21 protein-coding genes are annotated in these 21,695 nt (G+C 57.4%); 10 read left to right on the top strand and 11 right to left on the bottom strand.

Annotation, left to right across the window (positions count from 1 at the left end; genetic code table 11):
- Positions 1 to 66 precede the first annotated feature (66 nt).
- Entirely contained in the window at positions 67 to 948 is an 882-nt protein-coding gene (locus ACKXGA_RS05130) for an aldose epimerase (RefSeq protein ID WP_117475961.1), read from the top strand.
- 133 nt (positions 949 to 1,081) lie between these two features.
- Here ACKXGA_RS05130 and ACKXGA_RS05125 read toward each other — a convergent pair whose 3' ends face one another.
- The 4 genes from ACKXGA_RS05125 to ACKXGA_RS05110 form a co-directional block, all read right to left on the bottom strand.
- Positions 1,082 to 1,639 carry a redoxin domain-containing protein gene (locus ACKXGA_RS05125; RefSeq protein ID WP_097770438.1) on the bottom strand — a complete coding sequence of 186 codons (558 nt, stop codon included), beginning with the start codon at positions 1,637 to 1,639 and terminating at the stop codon, positions 1,082 to 1,084.
- A gap of 3 nt (positions 1,640 to 1,642) precedes the next feature.
- Entirely contained in the window at positions 1,643 to 2,863 is a 1,221-nt protein-coding gene (locus ACKXGA_RS05120) for a MalY/PatB family protein (protein WP_117535755.1), read from the bottom strand.
- 80 nt (positions 2,864 to 2,943) lie between these two features.
- On the bottom strand, positions 2,944 to 4,338 hold the full coding sequence (locus ACKXGA_RS05115) for an APC family permease (protein ID WP_423730227.1): 1,395 nt from the start codon (positions 4,336 to 4,338) through the stop codon (positions 2,944 to 2,946).
- 94 nt (positions 4,339 to 4,432) lie between these two features.
- Positions 4,433 to 4,816 carry a RidA family protein gene (locus tag ACKXGA_RS05110; protein WP_117475964.1) on the bottom strand — a complete coding sequence of 128 codons (384 nt, stop codon included), beginning with the start codon at positions 4,814 to 4,816 and terminating at the stop codon, positions 4,433 to 4,435.
- Between the two features lie 244 nt (positions 4,817 to 5,060).
- Between ACKXGA_RS05110 and ACKXGA_RS05105 the strand changes: the two genes are divergently transcribed.
- Positions 5,061 to 5,702: a helix-turn-helix transcriptional regulator gene (locus ACKXGA_RS05105; RefSeq protein WP_117535754.1), complete on the top strand. Its 642-nt coding sequence runs from the start codon at positions 5,061 to 5,063 to the stop codon at positions 5,700 to 5,702.
- Positions 5,703 to 5,987: 285 nt separating this feature from the next.
- Here the strand turns inward: ACKXGA_RS05105 and ACKXGA_RS05100 are convergent, their stop codons facing one another.
- The 6 genes from ACKXGA_RS05100 to ACKXGA_RS05075 form a co-directional block, all read right to left on the bottom strand.
- The gene (locus tag ACKXGA_RS05100; RefSeq protein WP_373098570.1) at positions 5,988 to 6,464 is read right to left on the bottom strand and encodes a cytochrome C; all 477 of its coding nucleotides are present in this window, start codon (positions 6,462 to 6,464) and stop codon (positions 5,988 to 5,990) included.
- Between the two features lie 245 nt (positions 6,465 to 6,709).
- On the bottom strand, positions 6,710 to 7,510 hold the full coding sequence (locus ACKXGA_RS05095; protein ID WP_005931440.1) for a gluconate 5-dehydrogenase: 801 nt from the start codon (positions 7,508 to 7,510) through the stop codon (positions 6,710 to 6,712).
- A gap of 62 nt (positions 7,511 to 7,572) precedes the next feature.
- The gene (gene kduI / locus ACKXGA_RS05090) at positions 7,573 to 8,421 is read right to left on the bottom strand and encodes a 5-dehydro-4-deoxy-D-glucuronate isomerase (RefSeq protein WP_005931438.1); all 849 of its coding nucleotides are present in this window, start codon (positions 8,419 to 8,421) and stop codon (positions 7,573 to 7,575) included.
- 26 nt (positions 8,422 to 8,447) lie between these two features.
- A complete protein-coding gene (locus tag ACKXGA_RS05085; protein WP_005931436.1) occupies positions 8,448 to 9,473 on the bottom strand; it encodes a sugar kinase in 1,026 nt (341 codons plus the stop codon).
- Between the two features lie 93 nt (positions 9,474 to 9,566).
- Positions 9,567 to 10,529, bottom strand: coding sequence for a bifunctional 4-hydroxy-2-oxoglutarate aldolase/2-dehydro-3-deoxy-phosphogluconate aldolase (eda, locus tag ACKXGA_RS05080; RefSeq protein WP_117535753.1), 963 nt, complete (start codon positions 10,527 to 10,529; stop codon positions 9,567 to 9,569).
- A 174-nt stretch (positions 10,530 to 10,703) separates the two neighbouring features.
- Entirely contained in the window at positions 10,704 to 11,609 is a 906-nt protein-coding gene (locus tag ACKXGA_RS05075) for a Cof-type HAD-IIB family hydrolase (RefSeq protein WP_117475968.1), read from the bottom strand.
- A gap of 189 nt (positions 11,610 to 11,798) precedes the next feature.
- Between ACKXGA_RS05075 and ACKXGA_RS05070 the strand changes: the two genes are divergently transcribed.
- The 7 genes from ACKXGA_RS05070 to ACKXGA_RS05040 all read left to right on the top strand — a co-directional run bounded on the left by ACKXGA_RS05070 (position 11,799) and on the right by ACKXGA_RS05040 (position 18,382).
- The gene (locus ACKXGA_RS05070; protein WP_117475969.1) at positions 11,799 to 12,443 is read left to right on the top strand and encodes a phosphatase PAP2 family protein; all 645 of its coding nucleotides are present in this window, start codon (positions 11,799 to 11,801) and stop codon (positions 12,441 to 12,443) included.
- A 137-nt stretch (positions 12,444 to 12,580) separates the two neighbouring features.
- A complete protein-coding gene (locus ACKXGA_RS05065; protein ID WP_097770429.1) occupies positions 12,581 to 13,267 on the top strand; it encodes a GntR family transcriptional regulator in 687 nt (228 codons plus the stop codon).
- 226 nt (positions 13,268 to 13,493) lie between these two features.
- Complete coding sequence (uxuA, locus tag ACKXGA_RS05060; RefSeq protein ID WP_156058461.1) at positions 13,494 to 14,594, top strand: mannonate dehydratase; 1,101 nt, start codon at positions 13,494 to 13,496, stop codon at positions 14,592 to 14,594.
- An 8-nt stretch (positions 14,595 to 14,602) separates the two neighbouring features.
- Positions 14,603 to 16,189 carry a mannitol dehydrogenase family protein gene (locus ACKXGA_RS05055; protein ID WP_117533413.1) on the top strand — a complete coding sequence of 529 codons (1,587 nt, stop codon included), beginning with the start codon at positions 14,603 to 14,605 and terminating at the stop codon, positions 16,187 to 16,189.
- A gap of 149 nt (positions 16,190 to 16,338) precedes the next feature.
- Positions 16,339 to 17,265 carry an ROK family protein gene (locus ACKXGA_RS05050; protein ID WP_223454904.1) on the top strand — a complete coding sequence of 309 codons (927 nt, stop codon included), beginning with the start codon at positions 16,339 to 16,341 and terminating at the stop codon, positions 17,263 to 17,265.
- A gap of 129 nt (positions 17,266 to 17,394) precedes the next feature.
- Positions 17,395 to 17,871, top strand: a complete 477-nt coding sequence (locus tag ACKXGA_RS05045) for a DUF4430 domain-containing protein (RefSeq protein ID WP_423730226.1) — start codon at positions 17,395 to 17,397, stop codon at positions 17,869 to 17,871.
- Positions 17,855 to 18,382, top strand: a complete 528-nt coding sequence (locus ACKXGA_RS05040) for a hypothetical protein (protein ID WP_423730225.1) — start codon at positions 17,855 to 17,857, stop codon at positions 18,380 to 18,382. The genes ACKXGA_RS05045 and ACKXGA_RS05040 overlap by 17 nt, the downstream gene beginning before the upstream one ends.
- Positions 18,383 to 18,637: 255 nt before the next feature.
- Here the strand turns inward: ACKXGA_RS05040 and eno are convergent, their stop codons facing one another.
- A complete protein-coding gene (gene eno, locus ACKXGA_RS05035; RefSeq protein ID WP_423730224.1) occupies positions 18,638 to 19,936 on the bottom strand; it encodes a phosphopyruvate hydratase in 1,299 nt (432 codons plus the stop codon).
- A gap of 278 nt (positions 19,937 to 20,214) precedes the next feature.
- Between eno and ACKXGA_RS05030 the strand changes: the two genes are divergently transcribed.
- The gene (locus tag ACKXGA_RS05030) at positions 20,215 to 21,558 is read left to right on the top strand and encodes an MATE family efflux transporter (RefSeq protein WP_423730223.1); all 1,344 of its coding nucleotides are present in this window, start codon (positions 20,215 to 20,217) and stop codon (positions 21,556 to 21,558) included.
- The last annotated feature ends 137 nt before the right edge of the window (positions 21,559 to 21,695 follow it).

Raw genomic sequence — 21,695 nt, 5'->3', positions numbered from 1 at the left:
GCTGCTGTGCGTGCTTTTTGCGCGTACGGCGGCCTTTTTGTATCAAATGATATGGAGGTACAACTTATGAACCAGATCACCACCCAGTACGTCACCGAGGGCGGCGCATGCTTTGAGCAGTATGTCATCACCGACCCCGTGGCAAAAACTGCCCTGACCATCACCCCCGAGCGCGGCGGCATGGTCACCGGCTTTACCCTGGACGGCGACGAGTACATCTGGACCCGCCGCCCCAACTTCAGCGAGTGCAACCGCCCCCGCTTCGGCATCCCTGTGCTGTTCCCCAACTGCGGCAAGCCCGACAACGGCGTGCACATCTTCAACGGTCAGGCCTACCCCATGGAGATCCACGGCATGGCTGACCTGTGCCCCTGGGAAGTGGAGAGCGTCGGCCCCGACGGCGTGACCCTGATCCTGGAGTCCAGCCCCCTGACCAAGTTCCTCTACCCCTTCGATTTTACTGTCCTGATGAACTACAACCTGCAGGGCAACACCGCTTCCCTGAGCATGACTGTAATCAATGAGGGCGATGTTCCGATGCCCTTCAGCTTTGGCTATCATCCCTACTTTGTGGCCTCTGCTCTGGAGAATGTGGACTTTGACATCAAGTGTGCCACCTGCTCCGAGGATGCCAAGGGCGAGCAGCCTGCCGCACCCGAGAAGATCACCCTGACCCGCAAGGAAGGTTCTGACAACTCCATCCGCCTGATGACCGGCGTGGAGTTCCCCATGACCTTTACGGATAAGGGCAACGGCCACAAGGTCACCGTGGATGCTGACGAGAGCTTTACCAACGGTGTGCTGTGGCAGCAGGATGCCGAAAACTTCGTCTGCATGGAGCCATGGAACGGCTGGGCCAACAGCGTGAACGAAGAGGGCAAGCACGAGGTGCTGGAGCCCGATGAGGCCATGACCAGCGAGTGGACCATCACCATTGAGAAGGTCTAAGCTTGAAGTCCCTTTCTTTTTGAGATAACAGAAAAGACAAACGCCGCATGTGCTCCGGGGAGGAAGCCATGCGGCGTTTGTCTTGCTGATAGAAGAGGGTCTCAGAGGTTATGCTGGTAAAAAAGGAGAAATGTCATTTGAGGAGGCTGGCCAGGGTGCGGGCATCGGGGATGTCTCCGGCGCTCTTGCCGTAGTGTGCGTAGAGGATCTTCCGCTCCTTGTCCACCACAAAGCAGGCGGGCAGCTGCAGCTCGTTGCCCTCGTAGGCACCGTGCTTGTAGCCTGCGGCAGTTGCTTTGGCAATCTTCAACATCGTCCCGGCATCAGCCATCTTGGCCATAGAGGCCGCGGGCTGGATGCCAAAGCGCTCATACAGAGCAGCTTTTGGGTCACACAGGATGGAGAAGGGGAAGGTATCAGGCTGCAGCTCCTGCGCCAGCCCGGCGGGGTCGGATTGCAGGACAACGATGACTTGACCGCCTACATCGGTGATCTGATGGTAGTTCTCAGTCAGCTGATGGATGTCGTACTGGCAGAGGGTGCAGCCGTAGTAACGTAGGAAGAGGAGTGCGGTCTTCGAGGTCTTCTGCACCGTATCGGATAGAGTTAGAGCAGTTGCAAAAGGTGTGTCATAGGTGAAGTTGGGCATCACCTCGCCCACCGTCAGGCGGGCAGCAGTTTCAGCAGCCATAACTCACACCCACTCTCCGTTGAACACGTGCTTGTCCAGACGGTCAAAGGCTTCCTTCACGCGGGACAGGGGCAGTGCAAGGTTCATGCGGATGGAGCAGGGGCCGTGGAACATCCGGCCATCCTGGATCGCAACGCCAATGTTCCAGCAGGCCTTTTCCAGTTCCTGAATGGTCTTGCCGTGCTTCTCGCACCATTCGGTGCAGTCCACGAACAGCATGTAAGTACCTTCAGGCTTGGAGACGGTCACACCCTCAAAGTGCTTTGTGATGTAATCGCAGGCGTAATCCACATTGCCGGTAATGGTCTGACGCAGCTCATCGACCCACTCGTAGCCCTCGGGCTTGTAGGCACCGATCAGGGCGTGCATGGACAGCACGTTCATATCGTTATAGTGGGGCTTGCTGCTCTTGGCAACCACGCGGTCACGGATGGTGGGGTTATAGATGATATGGTAGCTGCCCACCAGACCGGCCAGGTTGAAGGTCTTGGAGGGAGCATAGACAGCGACAGTGCGCATCCGTGCATCCTCGCTGACGGACTGGGTGGGAATGTGCTTGTGGCCTTCCAGAATGATATCAGACCAGATCTCATCCGAGATCACGATACAGTCGTTTGCCTTGTAGACTTCCATGGCCTTCTCGATCTCCCAGCGTTCCCAGACACGGCCGCAGGGATTGTGAGGGCTGCAGAACACGGCAACGTGGATGTGGTTTGCCTTGATCTTGGCATCCATATCCTCGTAGTCCATCCGCCAGATACCGTTTTCATCCTTGACCAGCGGGCTGTGGACGATTTTATAGCCGTTGTTCTCAATGCACATGGTGAAGCCGATGTAGGTGGGGCTGTGCAGCAGCACGGCATCACCGGGGGCGGCATAGCAGGTCAGTGCAGAGACGACACCGCCCAAAACGCCATTCTCGTAGCCGATGCACTCTTTGGTCAGACCCTTGACATCGTTGCGGGTCTCGTGCCACTTGATGATGGAGTCAAAGTATTCATCAGTGGGCTGGAAGTAACCGTAGGCGGGATGCTTTGCACGCTCGATGATGGCTTCCGGGATGGTGGGGACGGTGGGAAAGTTCATGTCAGCCACCCACATGGGAATGGCATCATAGCCTTCCTTGGGCAGGTCGGGAGTGAAGCCGGGCATTGAGCCCAGACCATCGATGGCGGTTGCGTCCTTGCCATGGCGGTCCATGATGGAGGTGAAATCATACTTCATAGTAAATTCTCCTTTTCCGGCAAATGCCGATTTCTTACAGTGTGTATGGGATTGAATCTTTCATTGAAACATCAGAAAAATCAGGCGGCTTCTGCCTCGTCAGCAGTGGTATCTGTAATGGCCTGACGGACGATCTCCTCTTTCTTGGCGGCCAAATCCTCGGCCTTGACAGCACCCTGTTTCAGGCGCAGGATGCTCAGCACGCACATCACAACAACGATGACAACAGCGAACACGGCATCGTTGAAGGTCAGATCCTTGAACAGGTTAAAGGCAACCACGCCGGCGCAGAAGGCACCCAGCACGCAGCAGATGTTGTAGAACCATAGGGGCATCTTGATGCTGCGCTGTGCCCACTGTTCGGGGTACTTCTTGGGCAGGGTCAGGCAGGCCAGATTCATGTAGATGTTGATGAGCATGGTGGGAATCATCACCTGAGAGACGATGGCATCCAGGCTACGGCCGGTGAGGATGGGGATGATGCTGATGACATAGAACAGCAGGTAAATGACGTAGGGATAACCGTTCTTATCAGTCTTTTTAAAGACGGAAGGCAGCCAGCCGTCGCTTGCGACCTGCAGCAGGGGATAACGGAACATGCCCAGACCGCCCAGAGCGGAGCTTGCGATGGCACCGATGCCGCCGCCGACCACGAAGAAGATGTACAGTGCACGGGGAAGGATTGCCTCAGCGGTCACACTGATGTTCTGACCGGCAGTCTCAACATAGGGTAGGACACCACCGGCGACAATGCCCATGGTACCGTAGATCACAGCCAGCAGCAGGGTGATGATGATAATGCCCAGAGGAATGGTGCGCTTGGGGTTCTTGGTAACGGCTGCCATGGAGACGGGAGCCATCGTGGTGCCCTGGCAGGCCCAGCCCATAACGGCCAATGCGGAGACGAAACCGGTGAAGCCGCCGTGGAAGAAGCCGCCGTCAGCGCTGGAGAAGGTGTTGGCAAAATCGACTTTGGGCAGACCAAAGACAACGAAGATGACCAGAGAAGCTACCAGAACCAGTGTGATGATGTTTTCCAGAATGGTAATGAAGCGGGAACCCTTGATGGTGGAAAGGAAGAACAGGGTCATTGCAATAAATGCAACGAGCGTCTGATGATTTTGCAAGCTGGGAATGGCGATGGCCAGATACTGTGCCAGAGCTACCGAGTAGCTGGACATTGCCAGGCCGTTGACCAGAATCATCCAGGCGCTGACACCGCTCATAAACGGGTTGAACAGCATGGCCTTCATGCTGTAATCGCCGCCCTTCATCACGAACATGGCGGGCATTGCCAGGTTATACCAGTAAGCCAGCAGCATGAAGAAGCAGCCAATGGCGACGACCAGAGAAATGGAGCGGCCGGTGTAGGCAATGCCATAGCCCAGCAGCACGAAGATACCGGTGCCGATGGCACCGCCAAGGCCCAGACCAATAATGTTCCAGAGGCCTAATTTTTTGCCTTTTTCTTCCATAATATAATACCTCTCTTTTCTTGGTAGCGTTTTTATTGAGGTGCCCGTTGTGACCTGTGGGAAAAGTGAGAAAATCGGCAGGGAGTGCAGAATGTTACTTGACTGCGACAGCCTCGATCTCGACCCGGGCACCCTTGGGCAGTGCAACCACCTGGAAGGCACTGCGGGCCGGGCACACACCGGTAAAATAGGAAGCATAGACTTCGTTCATTGCGCCGAAATCTGCGATGTCCTTGAGTAGGACGGTGGTCTTGACCACATCGGACAGCTCGTAACCGGCAGCGGCCAGCACAGCCTTGATGTTCTCAATGGACTGACGAGTTTGGCTGGTGATGTCCTCACCGGGGAAAGCGCCGGTAGCGGGGTCGATGGGCAGCTGACCGGAAACATAGACGGCTGTGCCGGTGGCGGTGATGCCCTGAGAGTAGGGACCAATGGCTGCGGGTGCTGCGGGGGTAGATACCTGATTCTTTGCCATGATAGAAACAACTCCTTTGAATTTAAGAATGCCGAAATCACTGTGATAATTTATTTATCACTTGTTGATGCGATTATACAATACCACATCACAAATGTAAATACTTTTTTACAAATATTTTTATCATCGTGAGTAAAATTTTATCACTCTAAATTGTGCAGATTGCTAACTTGCGCTCTGCCGCAAAATTCTATATAATAAATAATAATAGAATAATTACGGTGAGAAACAGGAGGACAACGATGTGACAGATCAGGAATTGCTGAAGTGCTACACGGATTTCGTTCCGTTTCTGGCGGCTGTGTGCGGACCGGGGTGTGAGATCGTCATCCATGATGTGACCAACCCGGAACAGTCTATTATCGCCATTGGAAACGGAATTTCTGGCCGTGAGCTGGGTGACCCCATGACCGACCTTGCACGGGAATTGCAGGAAAAAGGGACTTACGCTGATACTGAATCCCTGTTGAACTACAAAGGAAAGACCAAGAGCGGGGAATTCCTGTCCTCGACGTACTTCATCAAGAACGAGGGACGGCTCATCGGGATGCTCTGCATCAACAAGGAACTTGCTGCTGCACAGGAGCTGCATCTTGCTCTGCGTGCGCTGCTGGACCGGTTCAATCTCTCGGCTCCGCCGGAAGATTCGCCTTCTGAGGATCTGAGCAGTCCGCTGGAGAGTGTGATGCACTCTCGCATTGCGGAAATCATCAGCAGGGAAGGCACTGCCCCGGCCCACATGTCCATGCAGGAAAAGATCCGCGTAGTACATAAGCTGGATGCAGACGGTATCCTGATGATGAAAGGCGCGGTTGCGGAGATCGCAGATCAGCTTTCAGTGTCAGTTCCTACGATTTATCGTTATCTGAACAAAACGCAGGCCTGAAAAAAACGGATAAAAAAAGCAGAGACGCTTTGGAAAGCTCCTAAGCGTCTCTGCTTTTTGTGCTTTTATCTTACCACATTATAACCCGGTTGGAAAGGGCAAAACTGCACAAATAATAAAATAATTATCAACTGATTTTTTGATTATCAGCCAGGCTACAACTCTCTCTGTCAGCACGAACGCACTGCCCGCTGCGGAACCTTTGATACGCAAAAAACTCCCCTGCATTCCGGTAAAATGGAGTGCAGGGGAGTTTTTATGTTACAGGCTCAGGCCTGCGTTTTTTTACTGCTCCGGAGCGGTGAAGCTGATGGGGGTAGCACCTGCAGCAGCGTCAACGCTCAGCAGGGAGATGGGAGCAACCTCATAGCCCAGGGTGTCGAAGCTCTGGGTGTCGCCGCCCTCGGTGGTGAACTCCAGGACATACTCAGCGCTCTTGTCAGCATCCTCGGGCAGGGTCAGCACAACGCTGTCGCCGTCAGCCAGGCCGTCAGCAGCCAGGTTCTCGCCCTTGTCCTCAGAGCCAGCAGCGTACAGGTACAGGTCGGTGACATTCTCGCCGGTGGTGTTGTAGACAGTGTACTCGGCGGACTCGACCTCGGCCTCGCTGGAAGCTGCCTCAGAGCTTGCAGCCTCAGAGGAAGCGGCAGCGGAAGAAGCAACGGAAGAAGCGGTGGTGGAAGAAGCAGAACCGCCGCAAGCGGTCATACCAACAGCCAGTGCCAGAGCAGCGGCAACAACAGCAACATTCTTGAGTTTCATTGTGTAATCTCTCCTTGTTCGTGACGAAAATCTTTTCTCGTGGGCAGCTCTCGTGAAAGGCTACCCACAAGCAACTATTATACAAGGATGTGTCGAAGAATACAATAACAAATCCTTTACAAAAGTGTGAAAAGTAATACAAAGACCCTCTCCGTCCTGCTGATGCCCGCCAGCACCTCCAAAAGGGAGGGGCGGCATTGCGAAGCAATGACGGAGAGGGTCTTTTCTATTTCGAGGTGCTTTACTTACTTGGGCTGCTTGCCGATGTAAGCCAGGATGCCGCCATCAGCGTACAGGATCTGGCCGTTGACAAAGTCGGAAGCGTGGGAAGCCAGGAACACGCAGGGGCCGACCATGTCCTCGGGGGTGCCCCAGCGGCCTGCGGGGGTCTTGGCGCAGATGAAGGTATCGAAGGGATGGCGGCTGCCATCGGGCTGGATCTCGCGCAGGGGAGCGGTCTGGGCGGTGGCAATGTAGCCGGGGCCCATGCCGTTGCACTGGATGTTGTACTCGCCGTACTCGGAGGCGATGTTGCGGGTCAGCATCTTCAGTGCGCCCTTGGCGGCAGCGTAGGCGGAGACAGTCTCGCGGCCCAGCTCACTCATCATGGAGCAGATATTGATGATCTTGCCCTCGCGCTTGGCGATCATATCAGGCAGAACCGCCTTGGAGCAGTTGAAAGCACCGCCAACGTGCACGTCGATGACGCGCAGGAAATCGGTGTGGCTCATCTCGATCATGGGCACACGCTTCATCAGACCGGCGTTGTTCACCAGAATGTCCACGGGGCCCACCTCAGCCTTGATCTGGGCGATCATGGCGTTCACGGCAGCCTCATCGGTGACATCGGCCACATAGCCGTGTGCGTCGATGCCGGCAGCCTTGTAGGCGGCCAGGCCCTTTTCCAGGCTGCCCTCGTTGGAGCAGTTGAAGCAGACGGTAGCGCCGCACTTTGCCATGCCCTCGGCAATGGAGAAGCCGATGCCGTGTGCGCCGCCGGTGACCAGGGCAACCTTGCCCTTCAGGTCAAATGCAGTAAGATCCATAAGTAGAACTCCTTTACTGAAAAACCCCGCGCCGGATCGCCGGTGCGGGGTCTTATTTGTGTTTAGCGCAGGTCGGTGGTAGCGATGTTATCCATGTCGTCAAACTCCATGTTTTCGCCGCCCATAGCCCAGATGAACGTATAGTTCGAGGTGCCGACACCGCTGTGGATGCTCCAGGAAGGGCTGATGACAGCATCCTCGTTGTGCATCACGATATGGCGGGTCTGGGTAGGCTCACCGCACATGTGAAACACCACCTGCCCCTCGGGCAATTCAAAGTAGGTGTAGATCTCCATCCGCCGCTCATGGGTGTGGCTGGGCATCGTGTTCCAGTTGGAACCGGGGTCCAGCTCGGTCATGCCCATGCTCAGCTGGCAGGTCTTCAGCACGTCCGGGTGGATGAACTGATTGATGGTGCGTTTGTTGCAGGTTTCCACGCTGCCCAGAGGACGATGGTTTGCATCGGCCATCTTGATCAGGCGGGTCTCATAAGCGCAGTGTGCCGGAGCAGACACCATATAGAACTTGGCAGGATGCTCGGGATCGGCGGAAGCAAAGGTCACTTCCTTGGTGCCCTGGGTAATGTACAGGCAGTCCTTGTAGCCCAGCTCGTACTTCACGCCGTCAGCCACCACGATACCGGTGGAATCCTTGCCGATGTTGAACATACCGATCTCGCGGCGCTCCAGGAAATAGTGGGTGCCGAAGTTTGCCCAGATATCGATGCCCTTGTCGATGGACACGGTCTCGTGCACCGGCATACAGCCCAGCGTGACCATGCGGTCCACATGGCTGTAAACGGCAACAACTTCATCCGCCTTGTACAGGCCGGTGATGAGCATCTCGTCCCGCATTTCCTCGGTGGTGTAGCGCTTGAAATCTTTCTGGTTGCAGGAATAACGGATATCCATTGCGGACGACCTCCTGTAACGCTTGCTTAGCGCTGGATACGGCCGGAACCGTCGCCGCCAGCCAGCTTCTCGACCTCGGACACGGTCATCATGTTGTAGTCGCCCTCGATGGAGTGCTTCAGAGCAGAAGCAGCAACAGCGAACTCAACAGCTTCCTGAGTGCTCTTGCCGGTCAGCAGGCTGTAGATCAGGCCGCCGCCGAAGGAGTCACCGCCGCCAACGCGGTCGATGATGTGCAGGTCGTACTTCTTGGAGAAGCAGTACTCGTTGGAAGCAACATCGTACAGCATAGCGCTCCAGCCGTTGTCGAAAGCGCTGTGGCTCTCACGCAGGGTGATAGCGACCTTCTCGAAGTGGAACTTGTCAGCCAGCTGCTTGGCAACGCTCTTGTAGCCCTCAGCATTCAGCTTGCCGCCGTAGATATCGGTAGCCTCGGCCTCGATGCCGAACACGTCCTTTGCGTCCTCCTCGTTGGAGATGCAGACATCAACGTACTGGCACAGATCGGTCATGGCAGCACGAGCCTGCTCACGGGTCCACAGCTTGCCGCGGTAGTTCAGGTCGCAGCTGATCTTCACGCCGTGAGCCTTAGCAGCCTTGCAGGCCTCGCGGCAGATCTCGACAACGTTCTCGCCCAGAGCCGGGGTGATGCCGGTGAAGTGGAACCAATCCACGCCCTCGAAGATCTTCTCCCAATCGAAATCGGAAGGCTGTGCCAGCTGGATGGCGCTGTTGGCACGGTCGTAGATGCAGACAGAACCACGCTGAGAAGCGCCCTTCTCGTTGTAGTAGATACCAACGCGGTCACCGCCACGGGTGATCATGCTGGTGTCAACGCCGTAGCGGCGCAGGCTGTTGACAGCGGCCTGACCGATGGCGTGTGCGGGCAGCTTGGTGACGAAAGCTGCGTCCAGGCCGTAGTTGGCCAGAGAAACAGCAACGTTGGCCTCGCCGCCGCCGAAGGTGAACTCCAGACTGTTAGCCTGGACAAAGCGCTCATAGTTGAACGGCTGCAGACGGACCATCAGTTCGCCAAAAGTAACGACTTTCATTGTGGTGTACTCCTTTATAATCAGATGTGTTTTATATCACCCGCCGCAGGGTGGACCGGTGCGGCGGGAATCGCCGTGGAAATGCGCAGGAACTCAGGCCTGGACCAGGTGCATTGCAAAGCCGGCGATCTCGTCAGCAAAGTAGCAGGCGATGGTCTTGCCGTTCTTGACATTCTTGCTGTCCAGATCGAACTTCACGCCGCGCTGAGACAGGTGATAGATGGCACGGTCAACGTTGTTGCAGGCGATGGCAACGTGGCCATTGGTGCCGCGGCCGGGCTTCTTCATGATCTCGAATTCCTTGTTGCCCACAAAGATGCTGGAGTTGCCGGGAGCGACCTTCATGTTCAGCAGACCGCCCAGCAGGGTGGCGACCTTCATGGCCTCTTCCTCATTGCCGGTGTTGATGCCGACATGATGCAGGCGCAGGCCCAGCATGGTGTCAACGGCTTCCTTGCTCTGAGCGGTGATCTTTGCCCAGTCGCCAGCCTTGATGACATCGCTCTTGCACATCCAGGTGCCGCCGACAGCGAAGATCTGGTCGTAGCCCAGGTAATCGTTGACGTTCTTTGCGTTGACACCGCCGGTGCACATCCAGCGTGCACCCTTCAGGGCAGCGCCGATGTTCTTCAGCATACCGACACCGCCGTTTGCCTCAGCGGGGAAGAACTTCAGGGCCTCGCAGCCCATGTTCATGGCCTGCTGCATCTCGCCGGCAGAAGCGGTACCGGGCATCATAATGCCGCCCTTGTTGATCACGTGCTTGCAGACCTCGGGGTCGAAGCCGGGAGCAACAATGAAGGAAGCACCAGCTGCCATTGCACGGTCAGCCTGCTCACAGGTCAGGACAGTGCCTGCACCCAGCAGCATCTCGGGCATCTCTTCGTGGATCTTGCGGATGCACTCCTCAGCACATGCAGTGCGGAAGGTGACCTCGGCTGCGGGCAGACCGCCCTCGGCCAGAGCCTTGCACAGGGGCAGGGCCTCGTCCACGCTGTTGAAGGCGATAACAGGGATAATGCCGATCTGATAGACCTTTTCAACGATGGGATTCATAACGCATTTCTCCTTTTTATTTGACACTCAGGGCGGGGCAGGGCCGGATGGGCACACTCTCCCCACCATACGTTCACAGTATTAGTATAAACGACCCGGCCACTTTTGGTAATGCTCAACAAGCACAATGTTTTGCATAAGAGCTTGTATACATTGCACAAAAATGCCCAACGGTCACAGTCCGAGCCGCTCAAAGAGCTCTGCAACGCCATCGTGGTCATTGTCGCAGGTGCTGACGATATCCCCCAGTGCCCGGATCTCGGGCAGAGCGTTGGCCATCACGGCGGCCACACCGGCCCGGGCCAGCATGGCGCGGTCGTTGTCGCTGTCGCCGATGGCAAGGGTGGCCTCCCGGGGGATGCCGAGCCGGTCTGCCAGGGCCAGCAGGGCGGTACCCTTGTCCACCCCTGCGGCGGTGACCTCTACATTGTCCGGGGCACCCTGTACGGCCTCGATGCCGGGAAACGCCCGGAAACGGACGAGAGCGGCCTGCGCGATCTCGATGCTGTCGAAGAACATACAGAATTTTTCCACTTCGTGGGCGTGGCGGCTCATCCATTCGTCCAGATCCCGCACAACATGGGTACGGCCATCGTCCGGCTGTCTGGCCTCGGTGGAATGGCGCTGGATATGACGGTCCTGAAACAGGGTCATACCGGTACCGTCCAAATAAGAGCGCCCGTCCGAAAAAATGCTCAGTGGGCCATGATATTCCCGGTAGAGGGCAAACACTTCCCGGGCGGTTTCCGGGGGCAAATAATGACGCTCCAGCAGAACCGGTTCATGGGTCGGACGCTGGGGGGCATCGGAGTAACGGCTGTACACGGCACCCAGCGGGTCTGTGCCCATATCCCAGACAGCGGCACCGTTGGAGGTGATGGCGTATCGGATGCCGGGCAGCTGCGCCACCAACGGCGGCAGGCTGGCAAGGGGCCGCCCGGTGCAGGGCAGCACGATGACCCCGCGCCCGACGGCATCGGCAATGGCCTGCCGGGTGCGGGGGGAGATCTGGCTCTGGGAATTGAGCAGGGTGCCGTCCAGATCAAGGGCGACAAGGCGGATCGGGGTAGAAGGTGACATAGTTTCTCCTTTGATTTAAGAACCTCTCCGGCGGCAGCGTAAACATGGCTCCCCTGCCAGGGGAGCTGCCGCGATAGGTGACGGAGAGACTGATACCCTTATTTTATCCCATAAATAATATTTGCGCAAGCGCTGGTTCTGTGTTAAAATAATCGCTATGCGGCGAGTGATTTTATAGGAGAAAAGAATATGAACGCAAAGACTCTGCGCATGCGGCTCAAGCCCCACCTGTGGTATCAGGCTTACTGGGTGATCTACCTCATCTGGTTCTTCTGGCTGGATCTGACCATCACTGACCCCAAATACATCATCCACTCCCCGGTGGATGACCTCATTCCCTTCAACGAGTGGTTCATTTTTCCGTATTGCAGCTGGTTCGTGCTGCTGGCGGCGGTCACGGTCCTGCTGTGGTGGTTCGACACTGCCAGTTATGACAAGCTCTGCCTGATGATGTTTTCGGGTATGACGTTCTGCCTCATTATTTATATGGTACTGCCCAACGGCCTTGACATCCGTCCCACGCCAGAAGCCATCGGCCGGGAGAATTTTGCCATGACTTTGATGCAGCTCATCTGGAAAGCGGATGCCTCGGTCAATGTCTGCCCCTCTATCCACTGCCAGAGCACGGCCTGCATGGCCATTGCCTTTTCGGGCAGCACGCTGACAAAGCAGCGCCCCTGGCTCAAAGCAGCGGCCTGGGTGTGGGCAGCGCTCATCTGCGCCTCCACCGTGTTCACCAAGCAGCATTCCATCATTGATGTGGTCTGCGGTCTGGCGCTGGCGGCTGTGTGGGGCGTGATCCTTTATGGCCCGTGGAAAAAGCGGCAGGATTGACAAGAAAAAGTTCTCAATTTTGGCAGTTTCCCAATTGACGCGGACAAAGTGTGTGGAGTACAATAAAAATGAAACTGATATATTAGTAAAACACAAAGATAACAGGCGTGCAGAAGCACAAAAGGAGCGAAGACAGTATGGCAGTTCGGAGCGCCCGCGAGGCAGCCTACGAAACCATCCGCAGCAGGATCATCACCATGGAGCTCAAACCCGGGGATGAACTGAACGACCACGAGCTGGCCCAGGAACTGGGCATCAGCCGCACCCCCATGCGGGAGGCATTGATCATGCTCAACATTGCCCACATGGTGACCATCAAGCCCCAGAGCGGCACCTATGTGGCTCCCATTGATCTGGAGCTGATGGAGATGGAGCAGTTTGCGCGCTTCACGCTGGAAAAAGAGCTTCTGAACCGGATCCGGGGCCGCCTGACCGGCGAGCAGGAGAGAGCCTACCGGCTGCTGATCGAGCAGTACCGTGTGCTGGAAAGCCACCCGGAGGCCGAGAACCGCGAGACCCGGATGCTGGATCTGGACAACGCCTTCCACCGCCGCGCCTTTGAGCTCTGCGGCATGGAGGGACACTTTGACCACATGCTTTCCACCTTTCAGCACATCGAGCGGCTGCGCAAGTTCAGCCTGCAGACGGATGAGAACAAATCGGTCTGTGGTGCCCACACCCGCATCCTGGAGGCTGTGCTCCACGGCACGGAGGAGGATGTGAGCCGGGCACTGAGTGAACATCTGCACCGGTATAAGCTCAGTGTGGATCAGGCCCGTGCCGCCCACCCGGATTATTTTATCGGCAACGGTGATACCTGGTAAAAATTTCTTTCGTCAAACTGCCAAAGGCGTGTATTTTGCGGCCGGATGGGGGCAAAATCCCATGTGTGGCCGTTTCTTTGTGTAAAGTATACAAGAAAAAACATCAAAACTTGTCAAAACGTCAATTGCCAATTTGAAACTGATATATTAGAATATAAGCAAGAATGTGCCACGGCACCCGCCGCGGCATTTAAGAAGCAAAGCAACAAACAAGGAGGAACCCACTATGCCTATGAAAATGGGTTGGCGTTGGTACGGTGAGGGCAACGATCCCATCACCCTCAACGACATCAAGCAGATTCCCGGCGTGACCAGCATCGTCTGGGCACTGCACAACAAGATGCCCGGTGAGATCTGGGAGATCGACGAGATTCAGAAGGTCGCCGATCAGATCCACGCCTACGGCTTCGACATGGACGTGGTCGAGTCTGTCAATGTCCACGATGACATCAAGATCGGCCTGCCCACCCGCGACAAGTACATCGAGAACTATAAGCAGTGCATCCGCAACCTGTCCAAGTTCGGTGTCAAGGTCATCTGCTACAATTTCATGCCCATCTTTGACTGGACCCGTACCGACCTGTTCCACCCCGTCGGCGACGGCTCCACCGCTCTGTTCTACCAGAAGGACATGATCCAGGACGATTACAAGGCCATGGCCGACTACATCCTGGGCTTCACCGAGAAGTACAACATGACCTTCCCCGGCTGGGAGCCTGAGCGTATGGCAAAGCTGGACGAGCTGTTCAAGGCCTATGCTCCTGTCACCAAGGAAAAGCTGTGGGAGAACCTGAAGTACTTCCTGGAAGCTCTGATGCCCACCTGCCGCGAGTGCGACATCAAGATGGCCATCCACATGGACGATCCCCCTTGGGATATCTTCGGCCTGCCCCGCCTGCTGGTGGATGCTGAGAGCATCGACCGCTTCCTGAGCATGGTGGACGACGAGTACAACTGCCTGACCCTGTGCTCCGGCAGCCTGAACGCAAACCCCAACAACAATGTTGCCGAGATCGTCCGCAAGCACTGCGACCGCATTGCATTTGCTCACATCCGCAACATCCACCACTTCCCCAATGGCGACTTCTCCGAGGCTGCTCACCGCGACTGCTGCGGCGAGACCGGCATCATCGAGATCCTGCGCGCCTACCATGACGGCGGCTACGAGGGCTATATCCGCCCCGACCACGGCCGTCAGCTGTGGGAGGAAGGCCCCGGCAACTGCCGCCCCGGTTACGGCAAGTATGACCGTGCTCTGGGTATCCAGTACATGCTGGGTGTCTGGGACCTGCTGGATCGTCTGGATGAAGAGAAAAAGAAAGGCTGAGTACTATTATGAAGCTGTCTGATATCAAGAACGGCAATCTGTCCGCCGAGTGGGCAGAAAAGGGCTACGAGCTGCCCAAGTTTGACGTGGAGGCTGTCAAGGCCAAGACCCACGCAGAGCCCACCTGGGTGCACTTCGGCGCAGGCAACATCTTCCGTGCCTTCCCCGCTGCCATCCTGAACGAGGCCCTGAACAGCGGCAAGTATGACCGCGGTGTCATTGTTGCTGAGAGCTTTGACTACGAGATCATCGACAAGGCTTACCAGCCCTACGACAACCTGAGCCTGCTGGTCTGCCTGAAGTCCACCGGCGACATCGAGAAGAAGGTCATCGCTTCTGTGACTGAGAGCCTGAAGGCTGATTACTCCTTCGGCGAGGATTGGGCTCGTCTGGTCGAGATCTTCCAGAACCCCAGCCTGCAGATGATCTCCTTCACCATCACCGAGAAGGGCTACGGCGTTGCTCCTGCTGACCTGGAGCGCGGCCTGACCCCCGTTCTGGCCATGGGCAAGGTCACCGCTCTGCTGTACGAGCGCTTCAAGGCCGGCAAGCTGCCCCTGACCGTTCAGAGCATGGATAACTGCTCTCACAACGGCGACAAGGTCAAGAGCGCTGTCCACGCCTATGCTTCCAAGTGGGTCGAGCAGGGTCTGGTTCCCGCTGAATTCCTGGCATACGTTCAGGACGAGACCAAGATCACCTTCCCCTGGAGCATGATCGACAAGATCACCCCCCGTCCCGACGCAAAGGTCCAGGATATGCTGGCCAAGGACGGCTTTGAGGACAACTACACCATCGTGACCGAGAAGCACACCTTTACTGCTCCCTTTGTCAACGCAGAGGAGACCCAGTACCTGTGCATCGAGGATCACTACACCAACGGCCGTCCCCCGCTGGAGCTGGGCGGTGTGCTGTACTGCGACCGCGAGACCGTTGACAAGATCGAGAAGATGAAGGTGTGCACCTGCCTGAACCCCCTGCACACCGCAATGTCCATCTACGGCTGCATGCTGGGTTACACCCTCATCAGCGCCGAGATGGCCGACGAGGATCTGCGTTCCTTCATCCAGAAGATCGGTTATATCGAGGCAATGCCCGTGGTCGTTGATCCCGGTGTCCTGAACCCCTATGAGTTCATCGGTGCTGTCATCAACCGCCGCCTGCCCAACCCCTTCATGCCCGATGCTCCCCAGCGTATCGCTACCGATACCTCTCAGAAGCTGGCCATCCGCTTCGGCGAGACCATCAAGGCATATCAGGCACGCGGTCTGGACAAGTCCAACCTGGTGCTGATCCCCCTGGTGCTGGCAGGTTATGCCCGCTACCTGAAGGGCATTGATGACAACGGCAAGGCCTTTGAGATCTCTCCCGATCCGATGCTGGCTGAGCTGCAGGCCATCGTGGCTCCTCTGGAGGTCAAGGAAGGCGAGCAGGACTTCAGCTGCCTGAAGAACCTGTACAGCCGTGCCGATGTGTTCGGTGTTGACCTGTACGAGGTCGGCCTGGGTGAGCAGATTGAGGGCATGGTCAAGGAGCTGTACGCTGGCAACGGCGCAGTCCGCAAGACCCTGCACAAGTATGTTGTCGCCCGCTGAGCGCTGACACGATCCTGAATTAAGCTATCTTCGTTCCCGCGCTGCGTTTTGCTTTGCCGCAGTGCGGGATTTTTTTGTTTTCCGGCATGGCTCTTTACATTTGGAGAGCGATTTGCAATAATAGAAAAAAAGCGCAGGAGGGTCTGTACATGAAAGTAATGGTTTTTGATGTGGGCGGCACCGGGATCAAGTATTCCGTGATGGATGAGCAGCTGAACCGGACCGATACGGGCAGCACGCCCACCCCGGCGGATTCGCAGGAACACTTCCTGAACACCCTGCGGGAGATCTACCTGCCCCACAAGGACGAGGTGGACGGCATTGCTCTGAGCCTGCCCGGCTTCATTGATGCCGAACAGGGCGTGGTCAAGGGCGGCGGGGCACTCTCGCTGGCATACAATGTGGGCACGCCTGTCGGCCCCCGGCTGGCCGAGGCCTGCGGCTGCCGGGTCTGGATCGAGAATGACGGTAAAGCGGCTGCCATTGCGGAGCTGGAGCGGGGCGCGCTGAAGGGCTGCAGGAACGCAGCAGTGTTCATCATCGGTACCGGTGTGGGCGGCGGCCTGATCATTGATGGGAAGCTGGTGCGCGGCCGGGACTGCACGGCAGGGGAGTACAGCTTTATGAACACCAACGCCGATGCCTGGAGCGACCCCGCAAAGAGCGTTGCCTGCCAGTGCAGTACCAGCGGCCTGTTGAGCGGTTACCGCGCCCGCAAGGGCCTGCCCGCCGATGCACCCATGGATGGACGCATCTTCTTTGAGGCGGTCCACGCCGGGGAGACCGAGGCCAACGAGGCCCTGCGCAGCTTCTGCCGGGCCGTTGCCGTGCAGATCTACAACCTGAACGTCCTGCTGGATCTGGAAAAGGTGGCCATCGGCGGCGGCATCAGTAAGCAGCCCATCCTTGTGGAGACCCTGAACGAGGTGTATGAGGAGTACATCCTGCGGGGCCATCCCTTCGGGGCGGCGGCACATACCCTGCCCCGCCCGGAGATCGTGCCCTGCCGGTTCCTGAGTGAGGCCAACCAGATCGGTGCCTTTGCAAGCTACCAGAAGGCGTTTTTGGAAAAGTAACGATCAAACAACGGCACAGCGCTGGTGCATCATCGTAACTGCGCTGTGCCTTGATTTTTGTGCGCACCCATGATATGATAGACCCTGCGCGCAGGGCGCGCGGAAAACAAACAAAGGAGTTCTTTTTCTATGAAAACCATGCATAAATTTCTGGCCGTTGTGATCAGTGCCGCTCTGGCTGCCGGGCTGCTGGCAGGCTGCGGTGCAGCTTCCAGCACGGCATCCAGCGCCGCCTCTTCTGAGGCCGTGTCCTCTGTGGCAGCTTCCAGTGAAGCCGCTTCCTCTGAGGCTGCTTCCGGGCAGGCCGAGGATGCCAAGGTCAAGGCAGAGTTTACCGTGACCGGCGCGGATGGCGAGAGCCAGACCTTTACGCTGGAAGTGACCGATGGCGAGAAGCTGAGCGATGCTCTGGTGAAAGCCGGTCTCATCAGCGAAGAGGAGGCTGCTGCAGGCTTTGTGACCACCGTCAACGGCGAGACCGCCGACTGGGATAAGGATCAGGCATGGTGGTGTCTGACCGATGCCACCGGCGAGATGACCACCGTGGGCGTGGCAGACATTGCGCTGCACGATGGCGACAGCTATGCCTTTGTCTACACGAAGTAAGGAGCCTGTGCACATCCGGGTGCTGCGGCTGGTGCTCAGCGGCCTGATGGGTGCGCTGCTGGTGGTGAGCAAGCAGGCCATGAGCGGCCTGCCCAACATTGAACCGGTGACGCTGCTTGTCATCCTGTTTGCACTGGAGCTGCCCCGGGAAACGCCGGGGGCTGTTACGGTGTTCATCCTGCTGCAGGGCGTGCTGTACAGCTTTGGGCTGTGGTGGGCCATGTATCTGTATGTCTGGTATCTGCTGGCCCTGCTGGCATGGCTGCTGCGCCGGATGGACAATGCCCTTGGCTGGGCGGTGTTCAGCGGCATCTACGGCCTGTGCTTCGGCGGCCTGTGTGCGGCGGTGTATCTGGTGGCAAAAACTCCGGCCTTTGCCCTGAGCTGGTGGCTCAGCGGCCTTTCCTACGATGCCATGCACGGCGTGGGAAATTTTGTCATCATGCTGCTGCTCTACCGCCCCCTGCGGAAAGCCCTGCAGACAGCCAAACGGCAGCTGAGAGTGAATTGAAAAGGAAAGCATCCTCACCCTCTCCGTCATTGCTTGCGCAATGCCACCTCTCCCGAAGGGAGAGGCAAGACATCACAGAGGACAGATGCTGCAATATCTGGGATTGCCCTTGGCTCCCCCTTTGGGGGAGCTGGCGAGCGTCAGCGAGACTGAGAGGGTGAGCCATCAAAACAGAAAGAGGGCCGCTGCACGGAGCAATGTGCAGCGACCCTCTTTTGCGGAAACAGGAAAGAAAGCAATATGCAGCTGCGGAGATCAGCGCTTTACGTTGAAGGCGGCCATGCCGGGGTAAACGGCACTTGCACCCAGATCCTCCTCAATGCGGAGCAGCTGGTTGTACTTGGCAACGCGCTCGGTGCGGCTGGGGGCACCGGTCTTGATCTGGCAGGTGTTCAGGGCAACGGCCAGATCAGCAATGGTGGTGTCCTCGGTCTCGCCGGAGCGGTGAGAGCTGATGGCGGTGTAGCCGGCCTTGTGGGCCATCTTGATGGCCTCCAGCGTCTCGGAAACGGAACCGATCTGGTTCAGCTTGATCAGGATGGCGTTGCCTGCACCCAGCTGGATGCCCTTGGCCAGACGCTCGGTGTTGGTAACGAACAGGTCGTCGCCCACCAGCTGGACCTTACCGCCCAGTTCCCGGGTCATCTCCTGCCAGCCTTCCCAGTCCTCTTCATCCAAGCCATCTTCAATGGAGATGATGGGATACTTTTCCACCAGGCTCTTCCAGTGTGCGATCAGCTCGCTGGAAGTGTACTCGGTGCCGGCCTTGGGCAGCTTGTAAAAGCCCTTGCCCTTGGGGCTCTTCCACTCGGAGGAAGCGGCATCCATGGCCAGCATGAAGTCCCTGCCGGGCTGATAACCGGCCTTCTCGATGGCGGCCAGAATGGTCTCGATGGTCTCCTCGTCGCTGGACAGGTTGGGGGCAAAGCCGCCCTCGTCGCCCACGGAGGTGGCCAGGCCCCTGGACTTCAGGATGGAAGCCAGAGCGTGGAACACCTCGGCGCACCAGCGCAGGGCCTCCTTGAAGCTGGGCGCACCCACGGGCATGATCATAAACTCCTGCGTGTCCACGGTGTTGGTGGCGTGTGCGCCGCCGTTCAGGATGTTCATCATGGGCACGGGCAGACGGTTGCCATTCACGCCGCCCAGAAAGCGGTACAGGGGCATTTCCAGAGAAGCGGCGGCAGCGCGGCAGGCGGCAATGGAGACCGCCAGAATGGCGTTTGCGCCCAGATTGGATTTGTCCTGGGTGCCGTCGGCCCGGAGCATGGCGGCATCTATGGCGTAGATGTCGGAGGCATCCATGCCCACCACCGCGTCGGCGATGACGGTGTTGATGTTCTCCACAGCCTTGGTCACGCCTTTGCCCAGATAGCGGCCCTTGTCGCCGTCGCGCAGCTCCAGAGCCTCGAACTCGCCGGTGGAAGCGCCGGAGGGGGCACAGCCGCGGGCAACCGTGCCGTCGGCCAGAGTGATCTCGGCCTCAACGGTGGGATTTCCGCGGGAGTCCAGGATCTCGCGGCCGATCACAGATTCAATTTCCAGATAGTTCATCACAGTAACCTCCCGATCTTCGATGAGATATTATACAGATAGTCAAAACTAACTAACTGCCTTTATCCTACCACGTCCTGCACCCTTGCGCAAGAGGGTCTGCGGATGTTTGCCGCTGTAAACATTGATAGGATGCCCGCCGGGGCGGGTGCGTATCCGGCAGAAAGCGGGAAAAGGATGGGGGAGTGTGTGGATTTGTGGGTTTACATTCCAAAGAGGGGACGGTAAAATGATAGATGGACAAGAGAGAACCAAAGATTGAGGAGGATTTTTTTTACATGAACAAAGACCTGACCGTGGGCTCCCCATCCAAGGTGCTGTGGCAGTTCTGCCTGCCCATGTTCGGCAGCATCCTGTTCCAGCAACTCTACAACATTGCCGACAGTCTTGTGGCGGGCAAGCTGATCGGTGAAAACGCTCTGGCCGCTGTGGGCAACAGCTACGAGATCACCCTGATCTTTCTGGCGTTCTCATTCGGCTGCAACATCGGCGGCTCTGTCATCGTTTCCCGGTACTTTGGCGCAAAGGACTACAACACCATGAAAACCGCTGTCACCACGGCGCTCATCGGCACGGTGGTGCTCTGCGGTGCCCTGATGGCGGTGGGCCTGCTGGGCTGCCGGAGCCTGCTGATGCTCATCCGCACCCCGGCGGAGCTGATGGCCGACTCGGCAGAGTATCTGGATATCTACACCCTGGGCCTGCCCTTCCTGTTCCTTTACAATGTGGCAACGGGCATTTTTACGGCGCTGGGCGACAGCCGCACCCCGTTCCTGTTTCTGGCGGTTTCCTCCACGGCAAACATCGCGGTGGACGTGTTGTTTGTGGCTGCCTTTGATATGGGGGTTGCCGGTGTGGCCTGGGCGACTTTTCTGTGCCAGGGCGTGAGCTGCGTGCTCTCCCTGTGGGTGGTGGCCCGGCGGGTGCGTGCTGTCCCGAGTGAGGGGGAGCGGGTCTGGTTCTCCTGGAAGATGCTGGGCCAGATCGCAGTGGTGGCCATTCCCAGCATTTTGCAGCAGAGCTTTGTCTCAGTGGGCAATATCATCATCCAGAGCGTGGTCAACTCCTTCGGTGCCAGCGTGATCGCGGGCTTTGCCGCGGCCACCAAGCTGAACAATGTGCTCATTTCCTCCCTGACCACGCTGGGCAGCGGCATTTCCAACTACGCTTCCCAGAATCTGGGCGCAGGGAAAAACGAGCGCGTCAGGGCGGGCTTCGGGGCCGGTGTCAAGCTGCTGGGCAGTATCTGCCTCTGCTTCACGGCCCTGTACCTGCTGGCAGGCCGCCAGCTGCTCATGCTCTTTATGAACAGCCCCACGGGCGAGGCCATCAACACCGGCCTGACCTTCCTGCAGACGATCGCACCCTTCTACCTGCTGCTGGCCTTCAAGCTGACTTCGGACGGCCTGATGCGCGGCTGCGGCATGATGGGCCGCTTTATGGCAACCACCCTTTCCGACCTGTTCCTGCGCGTGGTGCTGGCCATCCTGTTTTCCAGCTGGCTGGGCGTGAACGGCATCTGGCTGTCCTGGCCTGTGGGCTGGTTTGTGGGCACCGTGCTCTCCATGGTGTTTTATCGTACCTCTATTTACCGGCAGGCAGAAGAAAAAACGACGCTGTAACCTTTTTGACATGCGTGAAAGCTCTTCATGTCACGATGAAACAAAGTGAACAAAATGAAAAAATAACCAAAAATAACACGGTTTTTTTGGTTGCTTTCACATAAAATGCCGGAAAATGCCCGGAAAAGTATGGACGG

This window comes from Faecalibacterium hominis (ex Afrizal et al. 2022) (assembly GCF_049545105.1).
Classification (GTDB): Bacteria; Bacillota; Clostridia; order Oscillospirales; family Ruminococcaceae; genus Faecalibacterium; species Faecalibacterium duncaniae.
Note: the sequence above shows the minus strand (reverse complement) of the source record. Positions and strands in the feature narration are given on the sequence as shown.

What these genes read in the sequence shown, in the direction of transcription:
- ACKXGA_RS05130 (WP_117475961.1), top strand. Translation starts at nt 67, where the DNA reads ATGAACCAGATCACCACCCAGTACGTCACCGAGGGCGGCGCATGCTTT.
- ACKXGA_RS05125 (WP_097770438.1), bottom strand. Translation starts at nt 1,639, where the DNA reads ATGGCTGCTGAAACTGCTGCCCGCCTGACGGTGGGCGAGGTGATGCCC.
- ACKXGA_RS05120 (WP_117535755.1), bottom strand. Translation starts at nt 2,863, where the DNA reads ATGAAGTATGATTTCACCTCCATCATGGACCGCCATGGCAAGGACGCA.
- ACKXGA_RS05115 (WP_423730227.1), bottom strand. Translation starts at nt 4,338, where the DNA reads ATGGAAGAAAAAGGCAAAAAATTAGGCCTCTGGAACATTATTGGTCTG.
- ACKXGA_RS05110 (WP_117475964.1), bottom strand. Translation starts at nt 4,816, where the DNA reads ATGGCAAAGAATCAGGTATCTACCCCCGCAGCACCCGCAGCCATTGGT.
- ACKXGA_RS05100 (WP_373098570.1), bottom strand. Translation starts at nt 6,464, where the DNA reads ATGAAACTCAAGAATGTTGCTGTTGTTGCCGCTGCTCTGGCACTGGCT.
- ACKXGA_RS05095 (WP_005931440.1), bottom strand. Translation starts at nt 7,510, where the DNA reads ATGGATCTTACTGCATTTGACCTGAAGGGCAAGGTTGCCCTGGTCACC.
- kduI (WP_005931438.1), bottom strand. Translation starts at nt 8,421, where the DNA reads ATGGATATCCGTTATTCCTGCAACCAGAAAGATTTCAAGCGCTACACC.
- ACKXGA_RS05085 (WP_005931436.1), bottom strand. Translation starts at nt 9,473, where the DNA reads ATGAAAGTCGTTACTTTTGGCGAACTGATGGTCCGTCTGCAGCCGTTC.
- eda (WP_117535753.1), bottom strand. Translation starts at nt 10,529, where the DNA reads ATGAATCCCATCGTTGAAAAGGTCTATCAGATCGGCATTATCCCTGTT.
- ACKXGA_RS05075 (WP_117475968.1), bottom strand. Translation starts at nt 11,609, where the DNA reads ATGTCACCTTCTACCCCGATCCGCCTTGTCGCCCTTGATCTGGACGGC.
- ACKXGA_RS05070 (WP_117475969.1), top strand. Translation starts at nt 11,799, where the DNA reads ATGAACGCAAAGACTCTGCGCATGCGGCTCAAGCCCCACCTGTGGTAT.
- ACKXGA_RS05065 (WP_097770429.1), top strand. Translation starts at nt 12,581, where the DNA reads ATGGCAGTTCGGAGCGCCCGCGAGGCAGCCTACGAAACCATCCGCAGC.
- uxuA (WP_156058461.1), top strand. Translation starts at nt 13,494, where the DNA reads ATGCCTATGAAAATGGGTTGGCGTTGGTACGGTGAGGGCAACGATCCC.
- ACKXGA_RS05055 (WP_117533413.1), top strand. Translation starts at nt 14,603, where the DNA reads ATGAAGCTGTCTGATATCAAGAACGGCAATCTGTCCGCCGAGTGGGCA.
- ACKXGA_RS05050 (WP_223454904.1), top strand. Translation starts at nt 16,339, where the DNA reads ATGAAAGTAATGGTTTTTGATGTGGGCGGCACCGGGATCAAGTATTCC.
- ACKXGA_RS05045 (WP_423730226.1), top strand. Translation starts at nt 17,395, where the DNA reads ATGAAAACCATGCATAAATTTCTGGCCGTTGTGATCAGTGCCGCTCTG.
- eno (WP_423730224.1), bottom strand. Translation starts at nt 19,936, where the DNA reads ATGAACTATCTGGAAATTGAATCTGTGATCGGCCGCGAGATCCTGGAC.
- ACKXGA_RS05030 (WP_423730223.1), top strand. Translation starts at nt 20,215, where the DNA reads ATGAACAAAGACCTGACCGTGGGCTCCCCATCCAAGGTGCTGTGGCAG.